General features: G+C 65.9%; 15 protein-coding genes and 1 tRNA gene. 13 read left to right on the top strand and 3 right to left on the bottom strand.

Annotated features, from left to right (window positions below):
• The first annotated feature begins 10 nt into the window (after positions 1-10).
• The 3 genes from KI794_RS15380 (at position 11) to KI794_RS15370 (ending at position 4,611) form a co-directional block, all read left to right on the top strand.
• Entirely contained in the window at positions 11-1,246 is a 1,236-nt protein-coding gene (locus KI794_RS15380) for an alpha-hydroxy acid oxidase (RefSeq protein ID WP_119282583.1), read from the top strand.
• Positions 1,247-1,460: 214 nt separating this feature from the next.
• Positions 1,461-3,371: a heavy metal translocating P-type ATPase gene (locus KI794_RS15375; protein ID WP_255808561.1), complete on the top strand. Its 1,911-nt coding sequence runs from the start codon at positions 1,461-1,463 to the stop codon at positions 3,369-3,371.
• A gap of 40 nt (positions 3,372-3,411) precedes the next feature.
• Positions 3,412-4,611: an Rv2578c family radical SAM protein gene (locus KI794_RS15370; protein ID WP_255808560.1), complete on the top strand. Its 1,200-nt coding sequence runs from the start codon at positions 3,412-3,414 to the stop codon at positions 4,609-4,611.
• Between the two features lie 104 nt (positions 4,612-4,715).
• Here KI794_RS15370 and KI794_RS15365 read toward each other — a convergent pair whose 3' ends face one another.
• Positions 4,716-6,266 (bottom strand): class I adenylate-forming enzyme family protein, encoded by a 1,551-nt coding sequence (locus KI794_RS15365; protein WP_255808559.1) that lies wholly within the window; start codon positions 6,264-6,266, stop codon positions 4,716-4,718.
• Between the two features lie 183 nt (positions 6,267-6,449).
• Between KI794_RS15365 and KI794_RS15360 the strand changes: the two genes are divergently transcribed.
• Positions 6,450-7,133 carry a TetR/AcrR family transcriptional regulator gene (locus tag KI794_RS15360; protein WP_119282587.1) on the top strand — a complete coding sequence of 228 codons (684 nt, stop codon included), beginning with the start codon at positions 6,450-6,452 and terminating at the stop codon, positions 7,131-7,133.
• A 72-nt stretch (positions 7,134-7,205) separates the two neighbouring features.
• Entirely contained in the window at positions 7,206-8,927 is a 1,722-nt protein-coding gene (locus KI794_RS15355; RefSeq protein ID WP_255808558.1) for an acyl-CoA dehydrogenase family protein, read from the top strand.
• A gap of 19 nt (positions 8,928-8,946) precedes the next feature.
• On the opposite strand, the gene KI794_RS15350 is transcribed toward KI794_RS15355, so the two are convergent.
• Positions 8,947-9,864 (bottom strand): 3-methyladenine DNA glycosylase, encoded by a 918-nt coding sequence (locus KI794_RS15350; protein WP_119282589.1) that lies wholly within the window; start codon positions 9,862-9,864, stop codon positions 8,947-8,949.
• Positions 9,861-10,250 carry an RNA-binding S4 domain-containing protein gene (locus KI794_RS15345; protein ID WP_119282590.1) on the bottom strand — a complete coding sequence of 130 codons (390 nt, stop codon included), beginning with the start codon at positions 10,248-10,250 and terminating at the stop codon, positions 9,861-9,863. The genes KI794_RS15350 and KI794_RS15345 overlap by 4 nt, the downstream gene beginning before the upstream one ends.
• A gap of 102 nt (positions 10,251-10,352) precedes the next feature.
• Here KI794_RS15345 and KI794_RS15340 point away from each other — a divergent pair, with 102 nt between their 5' ends.
• The 8 genes from KI794_RS15340 to KI794_RS15305 all read left to right on the top strand — a co-directional run bounded on the left by KI794_RS15340 (position 10,353) and on the right by KI794_RS15305 (position 22,776).
• Positions 10,353-10,979 carry a YigZ family protein gene (locus KI794_RS15340; protein WP_255808557.1) on the top strand — a complete coding sequence of 209 codons (627 nt, stop codon included), beginning with the start codon at positions 10,353-10,355 and terminating at the stop codon, positions 10,977-10,979.
• Positions 10,980-11,175: 196 nt separating this feature from the next.
• Positions 11,176-12,375: a DNA polymerase III subunit delta' gene (locus KI794_RS15335; protein ID WP_255808556.1), complete on the top strand. Its 1,200-nt coding sequence runs from the start codon at positions 11,176-11,178 to the stop codon at positions 12,373-12,375.
• Positions 12,372-13,973 (top strand): alpha/beta hydrolase, encoded by a 1,602-nt coding sequence (locus KI794_RS15330; protein WP_255808555.1) that lies wholly within the window; start codon positions 12,372-12,374, stop codon positions 13,971-13,973. Before KI794_RS15335 ends, KI794_RS15330 begins: the two co-directional genes overlap by 4 nt.
• A gap of 65 nt (positions 13,974-14,038) precedes the next feature.
• A tRNA-Thr gene (locus KI794_RS15325) sits at positions 14,039-14,110 on the top strand.
• A gap of 207 nt (positions 14,111-14,317) precedes the next feature.
• On the top strand, positions 14,318-14,746 hold the full coding sequence (rplK, locus tag KI794_RS15320; protein ID WP_119282594.1) for a 50S ribosomal protein L11: 429 nt from the start codon (positions 14,318-14,320) through the stop codon (positions 14,744-14,746).
• A gap of 10 nt (positions 14,747-14,756) precedes the next feature.
• The gene (gene rplA / locus KI794_RS15315; protein WP_119282595.1) at positions 14,757-15,446 is read left to right on the top strand and encodes a 50S ribosomal protein L1; all 690 of its coding nucleotides are present in this window, start codon (positions 14,757-14,759) and stop codon (positions 15,444-15,446) included.
• A 242-nt stretch (positions 15,447-15,688) separates the two neighbouring features.
• On the top strand, positions 15,689-16,825 hold the full coding sequence (locus tag KI794_RS15310) for a serine/threonine-protein kinase (RefSeq protein ID WP_119282596.1): 1,137 nt from the start codon (positions 15,689-15,691) through the stop codon (positions 16,823-16,825).
• Complete coding sequence (locus KI794_RS15305) at positions 16,822-22,776, top strand: Ig-like domain-containing protein (RefSeq protein WP_255808554.1); 5,955 nt, start codon at positions 16,822-16,824, stop codon at positions 22,774-22,776. Before KI794_RS15310 ends, KI794_RS15305 begins: the two co-directional genes overlap by 4 nt.

Here is a 22,776-nt window from a genome sequence, read left to right as displayed (position 1 = left end):
GCTGCGCAAAGTGGTACAGAGACAGTTCCCGCGCCCCACAGAGATCCTCGATCTCATGAAGTTCAAGAAACCTGAACTCAACGGGAAGAAGCGTCGACTCGATGGCGCGCTCACGATCTACGATCTGCAGCGCATCGCGAAGCGGCGCACCCCAAAGGCGGCCTTCGACTACACCGACGGCTCAGCAGAGGGAGAACTGTCGCTCAGTCGTGCTCGACAGGCGTTTGAAGACATCGAGTTTCACCCCTCGATTCTGAAAGACGTCTCGACTGTCGACACCCGCGCGCAGATCTTCGGCGGCGAATCGGCGATGCCCTTCGGCATTGCGCCGACAGGGTTCACGCGGCTGATGCAGACCGAGGGCGAGATCGCCGGCGCTGGTGCGGCAGCTGCCGCCGGCATCCCATTCACGCTGTCGACGCTCGGCACAACCTCGATCGAAGATGTGAAGGCGACGAACCCGAACGGCCGCAACTGGTTCCAGCTCTACGTTATGCGGCAGCGTGAGATTTCATACGGTCTCGTCGAGCGTGCCGCGGCAGCCGGGTTCGACACCCTCATGTTTACCGTTGATACGCCAGTCGCCGGCGCCAGGCTGCGCGACGCACGCAACGGCTTCTCGATCCCGCCGCAGCTGTCGCTCGGCACAATCGCGAACGCGATCCCCCGCCCGTGGTGGTGGTGGGACTTCCTTACAACCAAGAAACTCGAGTTCGCATCGCTCTCGTCGACAGGCGGCACCGTCGGCGAACTGCTCGACTCTGCGATGGACCCGTCAATCTCATTCGAAGACCTCGACATCATCCGCTCGATGTGGCCCGGCAAGCTCGTCGTGAAGGGCGTGCAGAACGTCGAGGACTCGAAAAAGCTCGTCGACCTCGGCGTCGACGGCATCATCCTGTCGAACCACGGTGGGCGCCAGCTTGACCGCGCGCCGATCCCGTTCCACCTGCTGCCTGAGGTCGCCCGCGAGGTGGGTCACCACACCGAGATCGCGATCGACACAGGCATCATGAACGGCGCTGACATTGTCGCCTCGATCGCGATGGGCGCGAAGTTCACGCTCGTCGGGCGCGCCTATCTCTACGGCCTCATGGCGGGCGGGCGCGAGGGGGTGGATCGCATGATCGCGATCCTCTCCGACCAGATCGTGCGCACGATGAAGCTGCTCGAGGTGAAGTCACTTGAAGAGCTCACCCCGGCACACGTGACGCAGCTGCAGCGCCTGATTCCACGCGGCCAGTAGGCTTCCCGCGCCGTCGGCGCGATCTCGACCCACCCAGTTTTGCTCTGCGCTCCCAAAGTCCCCCGGGAATTGGGGTGCTGCGGAGAATAGGGGGAAAGGGCGGAGGAGGGGCGGCCGCGGAGGGCGCGAGCGGAGCGGCCGAAGGAGCCGAGGTGCCCGAACACTTCGCGCACGCATGTTGCCCGAGTTTGCCTGGAGGTAGCAGGATGGGGCTATGAACTTCATCGTGCGCGGTGCGAAGGCATATCCGGCAGTCGTGCTGACCCTCGTTGTCGGTGCTGTGGGCCTCGCGCTGCTTGCGACGCCATGGCGTGACTTCGCCCCGTGGCTTGTCGGCGGCTACGCGCTAGTGATCGCCGCATGGCAGGCGTACGAGATGGTTCGGCAGCTCCTCCGGGGTCATGCCGGGTTGGACATCCTCGCGGTTATCGCCATCGTGGCCGCAGTGAGCGTCGGCGAACCGTGGGCGGCGCTCATTGTCGTCCTGATGATTACCGGCGGCGAGGCCCTCGAGGACTACGCCGAGAACAGGTCTAAACAAGAGCTCACGGCCCTGCTGAAGCGTGCGCCGCAGCAGGCCACCAGGCTGCTCCTCGCCCCGGCGGCATCCGGGTCTGGAGTTCCAGCTGGCGTCGCGGAGGAAGAGCGCACCGAGACTGTTCCCGTCAGCGAGATCAATGTCGGTGATCACCTGCTCGTGCGGCCTGGAGAGCTTGTCCCTGTCGACGCGATCCTGCTCGGTGGCTCCGCCGAGTTTGACGAGTCTTCGCTCACGGGCGAGAGTCTTCCCGTGCTGCGTGCCGCCGATGAGCGCGTCGCGAGCGGCGTCGTGAATGGATCAACAGCGATCACGATGCGCGCTGCCGCGACCTCGAAAGACAGCAAGTATCAGCAGATCGTCGACCTGGTTGAGCAGGCGCAGGGAAGCCGTGCGAAGACGGTCCGGCTCGCCGACAGGTACGCGCTTCCGTTCACGGTCGTCGCGTTGGTGATCGCTGGAGCGGCGTGGCTTGTGAGCGGCGACCCCGTTCGATTCGCCGAGGTGCTCGTCGTCGCGACGCCGTGTCCGCTGCTCATTGCGGCGCCAGTCGCGTTCCTTGGCGGCATGAGCCGGGCGGCGAAGAGTGGGCTGATTGTGAAGGGCGGCGGCACGCTCGAGCAGCTCGCGAAGGTGCGCTCGGCGGCCTTCGACAAGACGGGCACGCTCACGACGGGCAAGCCGGAACCGCGTGAGGTTCGCCCGGCCGCCGGTGTGTCAGAGGAGGAGCTGCTGCAGCTCGCCGCAAGCGCCGAGGTGTACTCCTCGCACGTGCTCGCGAGCGCGGTCGTCGGAGCAGTGAAGGCGCGCGGCATCGCGCTCCTTCCCGTCGAATCGGCCGCGGAGAGTGCGACGAACGGTGTCGAGGCAGTCGTCGCTGCGGGGACGGTGCGTGTCGGCAAACCGAGTTGGGTTGCCCAGGCGGCGCCTGGTTTACGGGTGACAGCGCTCGACGCGGGTGAGCTTGCGATCTACGTCGCGCTCGACGACCGCTTCCTCGGCACGCTCGTCATGCGTGACGAGTTGCGGCCGGAGGCGCCTGAGGTGTTGCGCGAGCTCCGCGGGCTCGGAGTCGAACGATTCGCGATGGTCACGGGCGATGTCCCGGCGACCGCAAACGCGATGGCTGCGCAGGCCGGTATCGATGAGGTGTATGCCGAGTGCAGTCCGGCCGACAAGGTTCGGATCGCCAGCGAGCTTCAACCACGGCCCCTCATCATGGTGGGTGACGGGCTCAACGACGCCCCCGTGCTTGCTGCGGCCGACGTTGGCTTCGCCATGGGCGCGCGCGGTTCGACGGCGGCAAGCGAGTCGGCCGACGTGGTGAACCGTTTCGACAGGATCGATGGAGTCGGGGAGGCGGTGCGTATTGGCAAGGACACTGTGCGCATCGCTCTCGAGAGCATCTGGATGGGTATCGCAGTGAGTGTCGGTCTGATGCTCGTCGCTGCGTTCGGGTTCCTCCCCGCGATTGTCGGCGCGTGGATGCAGGAGGTTGTCGACTTGGTTGCGATCCTGTGGGCGCTCCGCGCGATCCGTGGGAAACGCCGGACCTCCCCAGGCTCCGGAGCCGGGCGAGTGGGCTAACCCACTTGCGATTCATTCGAACATATGTTCGAATGAATCCATGAGGTGGAGCGGACAGAGCGCCGGGTCAATCAGGATCGGCGCCGCACAGGCGAACGCAGGCGGCTCGGTCGCGGCCGCGCTGCCCGGTTTGGAGCTCGCCGAGGTTGCGGCGATCCCTGGCCACTTGCGTACCACTCGGGCGCCCGAGTTCGCGGGCATGGTCTTTCACGAGGTGCTCGCAAAGAGCGCCCTCAATCGGGTGCCCCAGGGGTCGTCGATGCCATTTGCCTGGACGATTAATCCCTACCGTGGTTGCTCGCACGCCTGCGTCTACTGTTTCGCGCGCGGCTCGCATCAGTATCTCGACTTCGATGCTGGCGCCGATTTCGACTCGCAGATTGTCGTGAAGGTGAACGTGGCAGAGGTGCTGGGGCGCGAACTTGCTAGGCCGTCGTGGCGGCGCGAGATGGTCGCCCTCGGCACGAACACCGACCCCTATCAGCGGGCCGAGGGTCGGTATGCGCTGCTTCCTGGGATTATCGAGGCGCTCGCAGCCCGCAAGACTCCTATCTCGATTCTCACCAAGGGCACGCTGCTTCGCAGGGACGTGCCGCTGCTCGCGGAGGCGTCGACGCGTGTTCCTGTCGAGCTCGCCATGTCGATCGCGGTTGGAGACAACGCCCTGCAGCAGTCGATTGAACCAGGGACCCCGACGACGAGGGCCCGCCTCGACACTGTTGCGGCAGCGCGCGCCGCGGGACTTGAGGTCGACGTCTTTGTGATGCCAGTGCTGCCATATCTCACTGACTCCGTCGGCAGCCTCGAGCCGCTGCTACGCGACATCCGAGAGGCGGGCGCGCGTTCGGTCATGTACGGGGCGCTGCACCTGCGGTCGGCGGTAAGGCCCTGGTTCTTCGCCTGGCTTGGGCGTGAGTATCCAGATCTTGTGCCCGCATACCACCGGCTCTACCCGGGGTCGTCGAGCAAGGCGACGCAGGCGTACAGGCTAGAGCTCGCGGGCCGAATCCGGCCGCTCATTCGCAAGTACGGACTCGAGTTCACGGGGAACGCGAGGCGCAGCCGCGACCCGTACCCGCCCATCGCTGCGGCCGGCGCGCGGGCTCCGACAGGGGGGTCGGAACCCGCTGTAGGCGCACGTGCAAGGCGTGGCGCGCGACAGCTGCCGAGCACCGGCGAAAGCGCGGCGTTGCCCCTGTGGGATGAAGTGCCAGGTGCCCCAGCGTTGACGCTGTTCTGAGCGAAGCCGACGTGTGAGTTGCTGGCCCGAGCCCGAGCCCGAGCCCGAGCCCGAGCCCGAGCCCGATCCCGACTGTGCCTGCTGGGTTGCCGCGGCACTGTGCGCTACGCCGCGACGCCCTCCCGTACGAGGGCGCGAAGCCTGTGTTTGAGCACCTTGCCCGAGGGGTTGCGCGGGAGCGTGTCGATCACTACAAGGTCGCGGGGCACCTTGTAGCGTGCGAGACGTGCGCCGAGAAACTCGCGCAGTTCTTCGAGCGTGGGCCCGCCGTCTGCCGTTGGAACGACAACTGCGACGACGGTTTCGCCCCACTCGGGGTGTGGCTTCGACACCACGGCGATGTCGGCGACGCCCGGGTGCTCGCGCGCCGCGTTTTCGACCTCGAGCGTGTATACGTTTTCGCCGCCCGAGATGATCATGTCGTTGATGCGGTCGGCAATAAAGAGGTAGCCGTCGTCGTCGAGTCGCGCGAGGTCGCCTGACTTGTACCAGTCGCCCTCGAATGCCTGTGCGGTGGCCTCGTCATTGCCGAGGTAACCGACCATGCGCGTGTCCGATCGCATCCAGATCTCGCCGGTTTCGCCTGGCAGTGCATCGCGGCCCTCGCGCGTGACGACGCGGATGTCGACGCCCGGCATGCCGGCGTGACCGACGGAGCCTGCCTTGCGTTCCTGATCCTCTGGGCGGAGGACCGTGCCGACGGGCCCCATCTCGCTCATTCCGTAGACCTGTTGGAAGCCACCCGACGGGTATGCTGCGCGCATCGTTTGCATGGTGTCCTTGCCGATTGGAGCGCCGCCAGCAAACCAGATGCGTGCACTCGAGAGGTCGAATGCGTCCCACTTGATTCCGGCCGCCTTCGTCGCTTGGAGCGGCGCAAGGTAGGCAATCGCCGGACCGAAGAAGGCGGTGACCCGTTCTTGCTCGATGGTTCGCAGGAACTCGAGTGGATGGTACTCGCGCAGCAGCACCGCCGTGCCGCCGAGCAACATCATTGGGAGGAACCAGTTGTTGAGAGGGGACGAGTGCCAAATGGGCATCGCGATCAGAAACCGGTCTGATGTCTGCAGCCCGCCGCTGATCGCGCAGTACGCGGCGACAGTCGTGATGCCGCGGTGTGAGTGGATGCACCCCTTGGGGTCGCTCGTGGTGCCGGAGGTGTACAGCAGCTCGGCGGTTTCGGTTTCGCTGACGGCGACGCCGTCCCACGGCTCGGCAGCCGCGACGAGCGCGTCGAAGTCGTTGCCGGGTTCGACATCAATCCCCGGGAAGCTTTCGGCTTCGGTGACGAGCCAGCGCACGCTAGGAGCCGCCTGGCGCGCGGTCTCGAGGAGTGTCGCATCGACGACCCCGACCTCGGCGCCGCAGTGCGAGATGAGGAATCGCAGCTCGGGGGCCGTGAGTTTATGGTTGACGGGCGCGAGAGCCATGCCCGCGCGCCACAGCCCGAACGCCGCAAAGACGAATCCGGGGGTGTTGAGTGTGATGACTGGCACGTATGCTCCGCGCGTCAAGCCTGCGTCTCGGAAGACGCGTGCAGCGCGTCGCGAGTGTTCGACGAGTTCGGTGAACGTGTAGCGGCGGTCGGCCGCGACGATTGCCTCCTTGTGCGGAAACTTTCTCGCGGTGCTTTCGAGCATGCTGCTGAGATCCATCTGGTCCTCCTAGGTCAACGACGGTGTTGAGCGGCGAAAGGGGGCGGAGCAATGTCGACGCCGCCCCTTTCGCAAACAATTGAACCATGATTCAATTGTTTGCGAAAGGCGCAGTTCGGCCTTCACACGAGAGGGCGACCTCGCAGCGGCCGATGATGGGCCGCCCGGAGAAAGCAGGATCCGATGGCGTACCGAAGCACCGAACGCACTGAGCGGCACCGCGCCGCACGAAGCGCGGCGCTCATCGACGCTGGCCTTGGCCTCGTCGCGGAGGGCGGGTTCTCGGCTGCGACAATCGCCAGAGTGGCCGACCGCGCGGGTGTCTCGACTGGAACGGTATACACGTACTTTCCCGATAAGACCGCTCTTACCGCGGCCATTTTTGACCGGGCCGCAGGGATCGAACTCGAGGTTGTTCGCGCGGCCGTTGCATTCGGTACGGATGCCCGGTTCGAGACACCAGCTGACCAGCGGCTGGACGCGCTCGTACGCGTGTTCGGGGCGCGTGCGCTCCGCGGGAGAACGCTCGCGATGGCCCTGCTCTTCGAGGCCGCAGACGTCGGCGTTGAGCGCGAGCGCCTGTTGTTTAGACGCGCCTACACCGAGACTGTTGCTGAGGTGCTCGCCGATGGCGTTGCCGAGGGAACACTGTCTACGGAGCGGATTGACCTCCTCGCCCCGGCGATCGTCGGGGCGCTCGGTGAGGCCTTCATCCGGCCGCTCTCGCCTGCAGCGGGTGGCCGATCCGAGGCAGACACCAGCGAGGTGCTCGACTCGCTTGCCGCTGCGTGCCTGCGCCTCGCTGGGTTCGCGTCGCGAGAGCGATCCGGCCTGCTGAGCCGGAGCCGCGAGTCGAGAACGCCCTAACCGCGAGTCGAGAACGCCCTAACCGCCGCTTCAGCCACCACCCCACGCAAAGTACGTTCGAAGGAGACACCGATGTCAACCGCAACAGTTACTCACGCAACTCCTCAGGAAAGCGCACCGCCTGCCGCCAGCGCCCCGCTGCGTCCAGCCCCCGTTGGCCGTACGCACGCCGTGAAGAACCAGCCGCCTGAGCGAGTCGGAGTCAACGAGTATGTCGACTTCCCGGTGTTGCGTGATGCAGTGCAGGCGTTCGGTGCCGGTTGGGCCGACGACACGCTCGTCGCGACTGGCGCCCATGTCGGCACCGCGGAGTTTCAAGAGGACGCGAAGCTCGCAAACGCAGAGGGTCCGGAGCTTGTGAGCTTTGACCATCGTGGCAACCGAATCGATGAGGTGCGCTACCACCCGTCGTACCATCGCATCATCAGTGCGGCGGTCGCAGACGGGGCGCATACCTCGGCGTGGGCGAACCCTAGACCCGGCGCGCATGTTGCGCGTGCCGCCACGTTCTCGCTCTACGGTCAGATCGAGCCGGGCCACGCCTGCCCAGTCTCCATGACGCACGCCGTCGTGCCCGCACTCGAACAGCAGCCAGAGCTCGCGAGAACCTGGCTCCCACGCCTCTTCAAAACCGGCTACGACGGGGCGCTCCGCAGTCCAGGCGAGAAGCCGGGCGTGCTCATGGGAATGGCGATGACCGAGAAGCAGGGCGGCTCGGATGTGCGGGCGAACGAGACCGTAGCGCGCCGTGTTGAAGGAGGCGCGCTACTCACCGGGCACAAGTGGTTCTGCTCGGCACCGATGTCCGACGCCTTCCTTGTGCTGGCGCGTGATGAGGGCGATCCGGAGGGGCGGATCAGCTGCTTCTTCGTCCCCCGTGTGTTTGAGGACGGCACGCGCAACGAGTTTCGCGTGCAGCGGTTGAAAAACAAGCTCGGAAACAAGTCGAACGCATCAAGCGAGATCGAGCTCGACGGCACCGTCGCCTATCCCGTCGGCGAACAGGGCCGAGGGGTGCGCACGATCATTGAGATGGTTGCGCGCACGCGGCTCGACTGTGTGCTCGGCACCGCGGCGGGTATGCGCCAAGCCGTTGCGGAGGCGCTGTGGCACGTGCGGCACCGCGAAGCATTTGGGCGCACGCTCGTTGACCAGCCGGCGATGACCGGGGTAGTCACTGATCTTGCGCTCGAATCTGAGGCGTCCACACTGCTCGCGATGCGGCTCGCCGCTGCCCACGAGGATGGCGCGGACGCGCAGGAGCAGGCGTTCAGGCGACTCGCGACTGCGGTCGCCAAGTATCGAGTGACGAAGCGCGGGCCTGCCCACGCCTATGAGGCGATGGAGTGCCTCGGCGGCAACGGCTATACGGAAGACTTCCCGCTCGCCATGCGCTACCGCGAGCAGCCAGTGAGCGCGATCTGGGAGGGGTCGGGCAACGTCATTGCGCTCGACGTACTTCGGGCGCTCACCCGCGAACCCGAGAGCGTCGCAGCGTTCGATGCCGAGCTCGCGCTCGCTTCGGGAGCGGACTCTCGCTTCGATGCATTGCGCACGCGCGTGCAGCGCGAGCTCTCTGAGATCGCCGGCGCGGCCCCCGACGTCGCACAGGCCGGTGCTCGCCGCCTTGTCGGCGCCATGGGGCTCGCGCTCCAGGCCGGGTTGATGCTCAGGTATGCCCCCTCAGCGAGCGCCGATGCGTTTATCGGTGCACGCCTCGGAGAGGATCGCGGTATCGACTACGGGGTGCTGCCGGCTGGCACCGATCACGCGGCTATCCTCGCCAGGCACTGAGCACGCCAGCTGGGCAGTTCTAGCCCGTAGCGGCCGCGCGCGCGGGAACCTCGGCGGCCTCGCGCGCGGCCGCGATTGCGTCGAGTACGCGCTGTCTGAGCACGTTGCCACGCTCAGCGAACTCGCGCTGGCGACGAACGTACTCCTGTTTCCCGCGGGTCGTCTCGATCGGGATCGGCTCGAGTTCAACTCCCTCATTGTCGACAAATCCGGTGACGTCGTAGGGCGAAGCCTGCATGTCAACGAACCGGATGTCGCGCGCGAACTCGAACGCGTCAAGCAGCAGCTCGCCTGGGATGATCGGGCCGAGCTTCGTGACCCACTTGTAGATGTCCATGCCGGCGTGTAGACAGCCTGACTGTTCCATTTCGGGTTGCGTCTCGCGCGTCGGCGAGAGGCGGTTCAGTGGTGCGGCCTTCGGAGTGAAAAAGCGGTAGGCATCGAAGTGGCTACAGCCGATCGTGTGCGACTCGACAACTGCGTCGGTCGCCGCGTGACCGATGCGTAGCGGCAGCCTCGTGTGCCGCAGCTCTTCAGGGGTGAGGCTGTAGACCATCGCCCACTCGTGAAGGCCGAAGCAGCCGAACTGTGGGGTGCGATCCAGCGTTGCTGCGAGCAGCCCTTCGACGTAGCCCACTGTCTGCCCGCGCTTCGTGAAGAACGAAGCCAGATCGACAGTTGCCAGTCCGTCAGGCGCGACGGTGTAGTACCGCCAGTCGGCCCGACCCTGTGCGCCTGCAAGGGAGACGCCTGCTCCCGGGTGCCATCGGCGCAGCTCGGCGGGCTTAAACGGGTAGTAGGTGAACAGGAAGTCTTCGATCGGATGCGTCTCGCCCCGAAGCCTGCGCGCCCGATGCCCGGCTGTGAGGGCGTCGGCGCGGGCCTCATGCCCCGCCTCGCGTACGCGCCACTCGTCGCGCGCGATTGCCACACTCATTCGTCGTCCGAACGAAGGAAGGTCTCGCGGCCACGCAGCCTCTCGAGTTCGCGGCGGTCGCGCTTGGTTGGCCGCCCCGCACCCGGGTCACGGTACACAGTCATGGGGCGTTCGACGCGCGGTGGGGCAGGAGGAGTGAGATCCTCAAAGTTCGTCGCTGCCTCCGTGGCGCTCCCGCGCCTGGTCGCGAGACCAGTCACCCTGTAGATGCGTTCGATGCTGTGCAGACGGGTGCGGACGATGTCGCCGATCCTGACAGGCTGTGAGGCCTTCGCCGGGGCGTCGTTCACGCGCACGTGCCCGGCGCGGCACGCGGCCGTCGCCTGGCTGCGGGTCTTCGCAAGCCGAACGGCCCACACCCAACTGTCCACACGCACTGAAGTCACGCATCGATCGTAACGTGGCGGGCTGGATTGCCCGTGTCGCCACCGGGCGTCGCCGCGGACGTCGGCCGCGCTCGAGCACCAGGAACGTGACACGATAGGGGCATGGCTGCTGAGTACGAGACGATCGCTGGCCGCGTGGAGACCGAGATCGAGATCTCACGCTCGCGATTTCTCACACGGCTCGAACGAGTCGAGAATGAGGACGCGGCGAGGGCAGTCATCGCCGACGTTCGTGCGGAGCACCCGAGGGCGAGGCACCACTGCTCCGCGTTCGTGCTCGGGCCAGACGGTCGGGTGCAGCGTTCCAACGACGACGGAGAGCCGAGCGGCACGGCGGGCGCTCCCATGCTCGACGCGATCGTATCGGCAGGGCTCAGCGACGTCGTTGCTGTCGTCACGCGCTACTTCGGCGGTGTGCTGCTTGGCGCCGGAGGGCTCACCAGAGCGTACCGGGCCTCAGTCGCGGGCGCCGTGCTTGAAGGTAAGCGGGTGCGCCGCGGGCTTCGCCACGAGGTCGCTGTCGACGCGAGCTACGAGGTTGCTGCCCAGATCGAGGCTGAGGCACGGCGTCGTGGGTATTCGGTTGGCGATGCCGAGTACAGCGACACTGTGTTGCAGCGCTTCGCCGTCGCCGAGGAGGAGGTCTCGGGGCTCCAGGCGCTCGCCGCAGAGCTCAGTGCGGGTGCTGCGGAAGTGACTCGGGGAGCCGCCAGATACGTGGACCTGTAAGCCGGACCCGGGGGAGCGCTGGCTCTCGTGAACCAACTGTTTTGGTGCGCCAGAACATCTGGGATCTGCAGGAGATATGCTCGAGCCTCGCGAAGGCTACATGTCTTGCGCGGATCCGCGGGTGCAGCGCCGCCGTGCGGGCGGAAACCTCCACATTGCCAGTCTGGGCGTCGGTGGGAGGCGATAGCCTTGCGGCATGGATTTCTGGTCTGAGATTGTCGGGCAGCCCGCGGCCGTTGAGGCGCTGTCGCGCGCGGCAGGCCCGGATGGCGGGCCCGCGCACGCATGGCTCATCACGGGCCCACCCGGCTCCGGCCGTTCGAACCTCGCCTACCGCTTCGCCGCCGCGTTGATTGCCCGTGAGGAGTCCGACCGTGAGCGAGTGTTCGCCCAGGTGCGTGGCCGCACGCACCCAGACTTTGCTGCGCTCACAACGCAGGCAGCCGTGATCCGCATTGACAGCGCCCGTGAGATCGTGACGACGGCTCACTACGCCCCGAGCGAGGGCCGCTACAGGGTCATCGTGATTGAGGATGCGGATCGGATGACCGAGCACACCTCAAACGTCCTTCTGAAGGCAATCGAGGAGCCGCCCGAGCGCACTATCTGGGTGCTGTGCGCTCCCAGCGAAGCAGACCTGCTGCCGACCATCCGCTCACGCACGCGCTCAGTTCGCCTCGTGACTCCAAGCGTCGCAGATGTGACGAGACTGCTTATCGAACGTGATGGCGTTGAGCCTGCTCTCGCGGAGCGGGCCGCCAGGCTTGCGCAGAGCCACATCGGTATGGCGCGACGGCTCGCGAGCGATCCCGAATCGATGAACCGGCGCGAGCGATCGATTACCGGGGCGTTGACTGCACACACGCTGGGCGATGCCATGGCCGTCGCAGCCTCGCTTGTGACGATCGCTCAGGCAGACGCCGACGCGATGACCGAGCAGCTCGATGCGAGCGAGCGGGAGGACGCGATGCGCAACCTCGGCATCGCTCCGGGCGCTGCGATCCCGCCGAAGCTTCGCTCACAGATGAAAGCGCTCGAGGAAGACCAGGAGCGGCGTCGGAAGCGGAGCCTGCGTGATGGCATTGATCGGATCCTGACCGACCTGCTGTCGCTCTACCGCGACGTCTTGCTCTCCACACTGGGCGCTGTTGGCGAGTCCGCTGACGGCGGGGAAGACGCCGGGTCGGCTGCTGGGCTGCCGCAGCTCGTGAACGCCGAATCGGGCGCCGCGATTCGCGATCTGGCCGAGCGATGGAGCCCTGAGCAGGCGCTCGCCGTGGTGTCGGCGACAGAGGAGGCGCGTGAGCGGCTCAGCCGTGCCATCACTCCCGGACTGGTTCTTGAGGCGCTGTTTGCGCGGATTGTGATGGCTGACAACAAGGTGTTGAAATCGTGAGCGCGCCAGAACTTGCCCCGTGGCCAGACGACCAGGAAAGCAGCAGGCGGCGGTCACCGTGGAAACGCTGGGTGCTTGTCATCGGTGTCGTGCTGGTGATCGTCGGTCTCGTCGTGTCGCTGACAGGCGTGTGGCAGTTGTTCCAGCCCACCGTGCAGCGGCCAACGGAGGTCGAACTCGAGCTTCCCGCCCAGCCCGTGGGCGGGGCGTTTGGGGAGCAGGTGCCGAAGTGGACCGACTGTGGCGACGGCTTTGAGTGTGCCGATGTTCGCGCGCCGCTCGACTGGGATGAGCCCGAGGGCGAGACGATCCGGCTGCGGATGGTGAAGCACCCCGCCACGGGTGGCGACTCGCTCGGAACGCTGTTTGTGAATCCTGGCGGCCCTGGCGCCTCTGGCGCTGACTTCGTGCGAAATGCCCTAGATTCGGCAGCCGGCGCACCACTGCAGCGCAGCTTCGACGTCGTTGGGTGGGACCCGCGGGGCGTCGGAGCCTCGAGTCCGGTGACGTGCCTGAGCGCCAAAGAAATGGACGAGTATCTGTTCGGGGTCAGCGACAGCACGGCCGAGCGCGGGAGCGCGAAGTGGATTGAGGAAGCCGAGGCCTCCTCTCGCGAGTTCGGAGAGGCCTGCCTGAAGAACACGGGTGAGCTGCTCGGTCACGTCGACACAATCTCGACAGTGCGCGATCTCGACATGCTGCGCGAGATCCAGGGCGATGCGCAGCTGAACTACCTCGGGTACTCATACGGGACCCATATTGGCGCGCGCTACGCAGAGATGTACCCGGAGAAGGTCGGCAGGCTCGTGCTCGACGGCGTGCTCGACCCGACGGCGAGCGAGGCCGACGTTGTACGCGAGCAGACCCGCGGGTTTGAGCTCGCGCTTCGGAGCTACGTTGAGGCGTGCCTCGCCGGCAAGGAGTGCCCCTTGACTGGCACTGTCGACGAGGCGATGGCACAGATCGGTGACATGCTCGACGATGTAGACAAGCAGCCGCTCGTCGCTTCCGACGGGCGCACGCTTACAGCGTCAACGATGCTGACAGCAATCATCACCCCGCTCTATTCGGAGTCGAACTGGGGCTACCTCAACTCGCTCTTCGCGAACGTGGCCGACGGCAACGCTGATATCGCATTCTCGCTCGCCGACTCCTACTACGGCAGGCTCGACGGCGAGTATCTCGACAACTCCACGGAGGCGTTCCAGGCGATTAACTGCCTCGACTATCCGAACTCAGTTGACCCTGAGCGAATGCGTGAGGAGGCGGCCGAGCTCGAGCAGATCGCGCCGACAATCGGCAAGTTCCAGGGCTTCGGCGACGTCTCATGCGCGGGGTGGCCCGTGAAGGGGGTGCAGGAACGCATGGCGGTGCGCGCCGAGGGCGCCGATCCCATCCTGGTGATTGGAACAACCGGCGATCCTGCGACCCCGTATCGCTGGGCCGAGGCGCTTGCCGAGCAGCTCGAGAGCGGCGTGCTCGTTAGGTTTGAAGGCGAGGGGCACACCGCGTACGGGCAGAGCGGATGCGTGAACGACATTGTCGAGAGCTACTTTGTCGATGGTGCGGTTCCCGAATCGGGTGCGACCTGCAGGTAGGTGGGCGAAATTGACTCGGCATTCGTGCTAGAGTTTTCGCTTGTGTGCAGCGCAAGTTGCACCAGGCCGCCTTAGCTCAGGGGTAGAGCAGTTCCCTCGTAAAGAACAGGTCGTCGGTTCAAATCCGACAGGCGGCTCAGATACAAACGGCCCGGACCGGATGGAAACATCTGGCCGGGCCGTTTGCGTGTTTCTCGGTGGAGGTGCGGGAATGGGCGTGATCCGCTAAACTATTGAGGTTTGTGTCCGTGAGTTCTCGCGGCTGCAACAACACCGCGCGCCGGAACGGCCGGCGAGGCGGGAGAACGAGCGCGACCGCGCTCGTTCGGCGAAAGGAAACAATCATGGCAAAAGCCAAGAAGGTTACCGGTCTGATTAAGCTTCAGATCGCAGCCGGCGCCGCCAACCCGGCACCCCCCGTGGGTCCCGCTCTGGGTCAGCACGGCGTCAACATCATGGAGTTCTGCAAGGCGTACAACGCTGCGACTGAATCCCAGCGCGGCAACGTTGTTCCCGTGGAGATCACCGTCTACGAGGATCGCTCGTTCACCTTCATCCTGAAGACCCCGCCGGCGGCGGAGCTCCTCAAGAAGGCTGCCGGCGTTCAGAAGGGCTCGGGTACCCCGCACACCGTCAAGGTTGCGAAGGTTACCGCTGAGCAGGTTCGCCAGATCGCCGAGCAGAAGAAGGCTGACCTGAACGCGAACGACATCGACGCAGCAGCGAAGATCATCGCGGGCACCGCTCGCTCCATGGGCATCACGGTCGAGTAAGGGTACGAACATGGCACAGAAGTCGAAGGCGTACCGCGCCGCTGCCGCAAAGATTCAGGCAGACAAGTTCTACACTCCCGCCGAGGCAGTCGCCCTGGCGAAGGAGACCGGTTCGGCAAAGACCGACGCGACCGTTGAGGTTGCTGTTCGTCTCGGCGTCGACCCCCGTAAGGCCGATCAGATGGTTCGCGGCACCGTGAACCTTCCCCACGGCACCGGCAAGACCGCACGCGTCATCGTGTTCGCGAACGGCCCGGCAGCTGAGGCTGCTCTCGCCGCTGGCGCTGACGAGGTCGGCGGAGATGAGCTCATCGAGAAGGTGGCCGCTGGCTACACCGACTTCGATTCGGCTGTCTCGACCCCCGAGCTCATGGGCAAGGTCGGTCGTCTCGGTAAGGTTCTCGGCCCCCGTGGTCTGATGCCGAACCCGAAGACCGGCACCGTCACGATGGACACCGCTAAGGCTGTCACCGACATCAAGGGCGGCAAGATCGAGTTCCGCGTCGACAAGCACGCTAACGTGCACTTCATCGTCGGCAAGGCTTCGTTCTCGGAAGAGCAGCTCAACGACAACATCTCGTCGGTTCTCGATGAGATCGTGCGTCTCAAGCCTGCTTCGGCAAAGGGCAAGTACGTCATCAAGGGCGCTGTCTCGACCACCTTTGGTCCTGGCATTCCGCTCGACGTTTCGGGCCTCTAAGGTTCGAGCCGAGGCGTTACGCTTCAGCGGGAACGGCCCCGCCACTTCGGTGGTGGGGCCGTTTTCGCGTATGCGGGGCCCGTGACGGCGTGCCGCCTGGCGTGGGCTCAGGTGAGGCCCGCTTAACTTGTCCACAACCCGGTGCGGCCCGGGCGCGCCGCCGTCACTCACTGCGTAAGATAGCTGTATGTTTGTCGCCGAATTCACCGTCCGTGCGCAGGCACGTTCGGTGGAGCAGTGAGATGGCTGAGCAGCAGCTCCGCCCACCCGGTATCCCGGGGTTCTCTTACGTGCGACCCCTCGGGTCAGGCGGTTTCGCCCAGGTGCACCTCTACGAGCAGGACATGCCTCGGCGCGTCGTCGCGGTAAAGGTACTCGACGCGGGGCAGGGGGCCCCGAACGCTGCCAGGTTGCGCGAGGTGTTCGAGGGCGAGGCAGACGTGATGGCGCGTCTCTCGAGCCATCCCTCAGTCGTCACGATCTACCAGGCGAGCATTTCGCTCGACGGTTCGCCGTACATCGCGATGGAGTACTGCCCTGCGTCGATGGGGGCGCTCACGAAGGGCCAGCCGGCTCAGCTGTCGGATGTGCTCGATGCGGGCGTACGTATCGCTGGTGCGCTTGAGACGGCGCACCGCGCTGGAGTGCTGCATCGAGACATCAAGCCCTCGAACGTGCTACTCACAACGCTCGGCAAGCCTGTGCTCGCCGACTTCGGCATCGCGTACGTGACGAAGCGCGGTCAGCCTGAGGAGGCCGAGGTCGCGATGTCGATCCCCTGGTCTGCCCCGGAGGTGCTGAGCCTCAAGGTGAGTGGTTCGGTTGCGACTGAGGTGTGGGCGCTCGGTGCGACACTGTATACGTTTGCAGCTGGCAGGTCTCCATTCGAACTGCCTGACCGCGCGCAGAACACAAGGTCGAAGCTTGCCGATCGGATTTCGAAGGCCAAGTACGTCCCAGTGCCAGGAGCACAGGGCTATGAACTGTTCGACAGGGTCATGGCGCGCGCGCTTGGTCGCACGCCGGCCGAGAGATTTGGGTCGATGCGCGAGTTCGGCGAGGCGTTGCAGGAGCTGCAACGCCACTACGCGTTTGAGGTAACGCCCCTTGAAGTTGTCGCCGAGGCATGGCTGCCGCGCGTCGAGAGTATCCCGGCTGGAACTCGTGGGCCAGTGGTGAGCACAGTCGGCGCGACCTCACGCGCGGAGGAACGCGCGCGGCTACTTGAGGAGCGCAGGGGCGCGGATCGTGACGGCGTGGTTCACGACCGGGCTCCGCTCTCGCCTGTGAAGGCAGGACTGCTCGGCGCCAGCATTGGCGTCGGCGTCGTCATAGCGGTTGGCGCAGTGCTGTGGGCGACGCTTGGCGGCGGGCTATGAGCCAGCAGTCGCAACGCGAGCGAGCGCGTCGGCCAGGTTCGGCTCGCGCCCGCGGCTGGATCGCTGGTGTCGCAGCCGTGGCCGTGGTCGCAACGGTCGGCGTGATCTCGAGCGGGTTTGACTCTCGCGAGACGCCACGCGCCGAACCGAGCGTCTGGGTGATGCGCGACGCAGGCCAGTACGCGCGGGTGAACACCGAAACCGGCGAGATTGATACCGTTCGAAAGGTGAGCGAGCCCTCCGGCGTGGTGCAGCGAGGGGCTGACGGTGTGGTGCTGAGCCACGGAAACGGACAGGCCTGGCACATCGATGCGGCCAGCCCTGAAGACCTGTCAGACGACCGGGCACGCGGCGGAGAGGATCAACCAGGAGCTGGTGACGCTACGGAGCCTGCAGCCGGGGTCGACAGTGAGGCGGCCGAGGGTGCAGGGGTCGGCAAGCAGCCCACACTTGGTTCCGCGGCAACTCCGCTCCCCGAAGGCGCCGAGGAGGTCATCGGCGCGGGCGAGCACCTTCTCGTGCGAACGGATACTGGCAAAGTGTTCATCGGCCCGGATGCTGGTTCACTCACGCAGCTCGACCTGAAGTCTGCGGGCGAGTCCAACGATCAGGATCCCGCGCTCGAGTTCCTCGCTGACGCTGCGGCGCTCGACGCTTCGGGTACGGTTGCCCTCTACTCGTCGAGCAGTGACACGTTGCTGCAGTACGACATTGGATCAGAACGGTTCCGCAGCGGGGTGACGCTGCCGGCTGCCGCGACTGGACTTACCGATCCCGAACTCGCCATCGTTTCCGGCGACTGGGTCGTGTTTGATGCTGCGAGCGGCAGCGTGTTTCGTGCAGGCAGCGAGCCTCAGAAAATCGAGATTGCGGGCGCGGCGAGACTGCAGTGGAGCGGCGAAGGCGACGGGCCAGGCGCCGGGGGCGGCACTGCGGCGCTCATCGCCGACACGGCGGGACTCTGGCGTGTGCCAGCCACTGGCGAGCCCGAGCGGATCGCCGAGACCTCGGGAGTCCCCGCGCGGCCGAGTGCCGCGGGAAATTCGCGGGTCGCCGCATGGATTGACCAGGCCGGCGGAACGCTGTGGCGGAGCGACGCGACGGCGCAGGCTGGGCTCGAACCGCTGGGCTTCGACGAAGCCGCGGGCACGATCGGAGACCCGGAGCCGACGTTCTTCTCGAACGGGGAGCGGGCGGTGCTCGGTGAGACTCGCAGTGGCATGCTCTGGACCCTGCCCGAGGGGAGGCTGATTCCGCTCTCCCAGTGGACGATTTCGGATCCGCCGAAAGAGGATCGCGGTACCGTCGTCGTCGACGAGGTTACGGAACAGGTCGCGCCTGTCGCGCAGGACGACGCCTTTGGCGTCCGTGCGAGCGAGCCTGCGCAGCTGCAGGTGCTGCTCAACGACTACGACGCGAACAAGCGCGACGTGCTCACGATCGTTCCCGAGTCGCTCAGCGAGTCGCCGCTGCCTGAAGCGTTTGGGAGTGTCGAGCTGCTGCCCGACTCCCAGTCGCTGATGTTTCGGCAGGCGGCTGGCGCTTCTGGCTCAGCGAGCTTTAGCTACCGAGTCACCGATGGCGCCCTGAGCTCGAAGGCCGCGACGGTGAAGCTTACTGTCGTCGACGACAGCGTGAACACAGCCCCTGAGTGGTGCCCGGTCATTGGGTGCCAGCTTGAGTGGGGTGTGCCAGAGATCGCCCCCGGCGGGACGCTTGTGCACCCGATCCTGGAGGGCTGGGTTGACCCCGAGGGCGACCCGATGCAGCTCGCCGGTGTTGAGATGCTCCGCCCAGAGGATCCGGCTCGCGCGATGGTTACCGCCGACGGCAGACTCGCGGTGAAACACCTCGACCCGAACGCCGGGGCGTCTGAGATCATGCTGCGGATCATCGTGAAGGACGCGCACGGCTCTGAAGCGCGCCGCGATCTTCAGGTCGCAGTGCAGCCAAACGCTGTGGCGAAGTTCGTCGGCACCGCGGTGAGTACCGAGGTCGGGTCTGTCACGACGTTGAACCTGCTCGCACGCGTGTCTGGCGGCTCAGGCTCATTCGTGGTGCGAGACGTCAACGTGTTGAGCGGCAGTGACCGCGTACGGGCGACAGCGAAGCCAGCAGACGGGACAGTCGAGATTGCAGCAGCAAGCGCAGGTCAGGCGTTGCTCTCGGCCAGCCTCACGGACGTCGGGACTGGCGCAGAACTCACGGGCATTGTCAGGGTGACGGCGACAGACGATGGTGCCCCGCTCACGCTCCCGCCACTTCGAGCATTCGTGCGGCCATTCGCCGACTCGACAATTGAGGTGCTTGAGGCGATCGCCGGCGCTGGCTCCCGCGCTCTGACTGTCGCGTCGGCAAACGTCGTCGACGGTCAACTCAGGGCAGAGGTGATTGACCACTCGAAGGTTCGGGTCGCTGGCAGTACGGAGGATGGGTCGGCTGGACGCATCGGTGCCGCCGACGTTGTCGTCACTGAGGGGGATGCGCAGACGACGGGTCGGCTCACGGTGTTCCAGGTGCCAGAGGCGAGTCTCGGTGGCGCCATCGCGGTCGCCGATACCGCTACCGTTCGAGCAGGCGACGTCGTCGACATCCGGGTGCTCGATAATGACGTGTCGGCGCCTGGCGAGCGGCTCGTGTTGCACCCCGAGATCACTGGATCTGGCACTCGGGGGGAGCTCGCGTTCGCCTCAGGCAGCGTTCTTCGCTACCTCGCCCCCGAGAAGGCTGGAACGTACGAGCTCCCCTACACGACCTACGGCGCCTCGTCGCCCGAAGCGAGTGACACAGGAACTGTGACTGTGCGCGTGATTCCGAAGGGTGCGAATTCGAACCCGCACCCGCGCGAGCTCACCACGCGCGTGTCGCCAGGCGGCGTTGCCGAGGTTCGCGTACCGCTGTCGGGCGTTGACCCCGATGGCGATCGTGTGCGCCTGACCGGCGTCTCCCAGGGCGAGGACTCGCACGTCGCTGCAGCGATCACACCTGCAGGAAACTCAATCTCGGTGTCAGTAACGGGCGATGCGGAGGCCGGCCTGCATACCGTGACGTACACCGTGCAGGACGGCAGGGGAGGGACTGGGGAGGCTCTGATCCGAGTCATCGTCGCTGCTCAGCAGGAGACCGGCGCGCCGATCGTCTCAAGTGACTACGTGCGGGTAGCGCTCGGTTCAGAAGCTCCGGTGACGATCTCGCCGCTCGATAACGACATTGACCCGGCTGGCGGCAACCTGTCCATCCTCACTGTCGAGCCGAATCTTCCAGGGGGCTCAAAGCACCCTGACTACGCGCGTGCCGCTGCCAGGATCGACCTATCGGAAATGAAGCGGGGCCGCGTCGCGGTCGTTTCGGGCGATGAACCCGGGACGATCTCGTACCGGTACACAGTGCAGTCGAGCGCCTCGTCGAGCACCGCAGACGGACTTATCCTCGTGCAGACATCCGACCGAGTCGGGTCGCAGGCGCCGTCAGTGACAGACACAGTGATGAGCGTGCGCGACAGGCACGACCTTGCCAGAGGCGGCGTCGACGTTGTGACCGACAAGGTGCGATGGGCGGCAGGCGATGTCGCGGGTCTCAAGCTCTCGCTCTGGGAAGAGACGACACCCGGCTACACGGTGAAGGGAAACCGGATTCTAGGTGCCTACAAGCCTGAGGGCGACCTCGTTGCGTTCAAGCTGAGCGGCACCGACGCCGCGGGTGCCAAGGTCGCGAGCTACGGGTTTCTGATTGTGCCCCCACTCGATGACCTTCGTCTGACGCTTCGACAGGGGCTCGCGCCGCTGTCAGTCGACGAAAACAAGACTGTGCAGGCGACTGTGCCAACCCTCGTTGATGTCGGGGCGGGCGACACCGTAGAGCTGAAGCAGACGACCTTCCCTGTCGGGCGCACAGGGGCGAGCTGCGCGGCTACGTCACCAGACACCCTGCAGTACTCGGCCGGGTCAGAAGCGCCGTGGTCAGATGTCTGCGTGATCGACGTGCGGCTCGCCGGTCAGACAGCATGGACATCGCTCCCCGTCCCAGTGACGATCGTGCCACGCGAGCCAGTCGTGAAGCTCGATCCGCTCACGCGGACCGTGTCGCCTGGAGCTACAGAGCAAATCGACCTCGCCGACATGGTGAGGTGGGAGGGCAACCGCGCGGGCGACGCGTCGAGGCTCAAGTTCTCGGTTTCGGGATCGAGCTCGAAGTTTGACGTGCGAGCCTCGGGCACGTCGGTCACAGTCGAGGCGCGGGCAGATGCGACCCCTGGAAGCCAAGAGAGCTTGACGGTCGCGGTAGCGGGCGCAGGAGAATCCCGCGCGCAGCTCGTGCTTCGGGTCGGACAGCTCCCGCGCGACACCCCGCGCGGCGCGACCGTGGAGCTGCGGTGCACGGTCGGGTCGAACTGCGCCACGAACGTGATCGGTGCTGCCGGGGAGTACGATCCGTTCGCAGGCAAGCAGGGCGGCGGCTTGAAGGTCGAGAGTGTTTCTTCCTCCGGGTGCGCAGTTGCGACGGTGCGGCGGGCGAGCGACACCGGGATTTCAGTGGCCTGGGCAGACGACCGTGGGCCGGGTGGTCGGTGCACCGTTGGTTACACGGTGCGAGACGCGCAGGGCAGGCTTGGCGAGGGAAGCATTGAACTCGATGCTCAGGGCGTGCCTCGCGCGCCGGTGAGCGTTCTTCCGACGGGGGCGAGCGCCGACGGCGTGACCTTGAGCGTCGCGCTCAACCCGCAGTCCGCGCACCCCGCCGTCACGGGGGTTGAACTCGTGACGAGCAGCGGAGCTGCCGCGGGCAGTTGTTCGCTGGCAGGTAGCTCCGCGACATGCACAGTGACCGGGCTGCAGCCTGGCAAGGCGAACCAGCGCACATATTATGCGCGGGCAGTGAACAGCGTTGGAGCTTCCGATCGCACTGCGAACGGTGCAACGACCTGGGCGTACGCCCCGCCTTCAGCGCCGAAGGTCGAGGCCACCCAGGTCTCCGATAAGGCGAATACTTCCACGACGCAGGGCAAAGTGGATGTCCGCATCAGCGGCTCGGACACGGCCAGGACGTTCAGGCTGAGTGTCGGCGACAATCAGGCAATTGAGGTTGGCCGCCGCAGCGTGCAACAGCTTCCCGTCGGCCAACAGACGCTGAGCGTCATCCCTGAGGACGGCGAGATCCCACCCGGGTACTCCGGGTCAGGGCAGGGAAGCGCAGGGACGGCGGTTGTGACAGTCGCCGGCGCCCCGATCGCCGCCGCGAGCAGGATCGTGCCAGACGCCGCGGGAGCCGGGGCTGCCACCATCGAGTATGAAGAGTGGGGCCAAAATCACGGGCCCAAGATTGAGTACACCTTCGGGCTCTCCCGCGAGGGCGCCGGGCAGCCGAGGTGCACACAGTCGTCCCCGAAGTTCACCGGCCTCACAAAGTTCTCGCAGTACTCCGGAGTCATGTGCGCGACAACTGAGTTCGGTACGACAACTGCGCAGCTGACTTCAGTGTGGGTTGGCGGGACGCCCGAGGCGCCTGTCGTCTCGCAGGGCTACGTCGTCGCCCCCGACGCGACAGGAACTGGAAGCGTGCGGGAGTACAGCGGCATCGCTGCTCAGCCCGTGTTCTCGGGAACTCACAGCGCGGCCCGCCTCTACTTCAGCAACGGCGATGTTGACACGCTGACGCGGGCACCGATATCTGGCTCCCTCTCCGTGAAGCAGTGCGTCGGTGCACCGGCGGCCGGCCGCTGCTCGCCGGAGGTGCAGGTCGCGCCTCGCGACGGCGGGCCTGGCGGTGTGCGCGTCACCCAGATCGTCGAGTGCGTGCCAGCTGCCGGCGACCCGGCTGCGAGCTTCCGTGTCGAGGGAGACGCTCCGGGTACTCCGACCGTCACTGTGACGGGAGCCGATGTCGAGATCGCATGGCCTGCTGGGCAGTGGAACCCGGTAACGTTCCAGGGAGCGGCTTGTGCAACTCAATAG

It is taken from the genome of Leucobacter aridicollis (assembly GCF_024399335.1).
Lineage (GTDB): Bacteria > Actinomycetota > Actinomycetes > Actinomycetales > Microbacteriaceae > Leucobacter > Leucobacter aridicollis_A.
The sequence above is the reverse complement of the archived record's forward strand: the minus strand, read 5'-3'. Positions and strand labels throughout refer to the sequence as shown.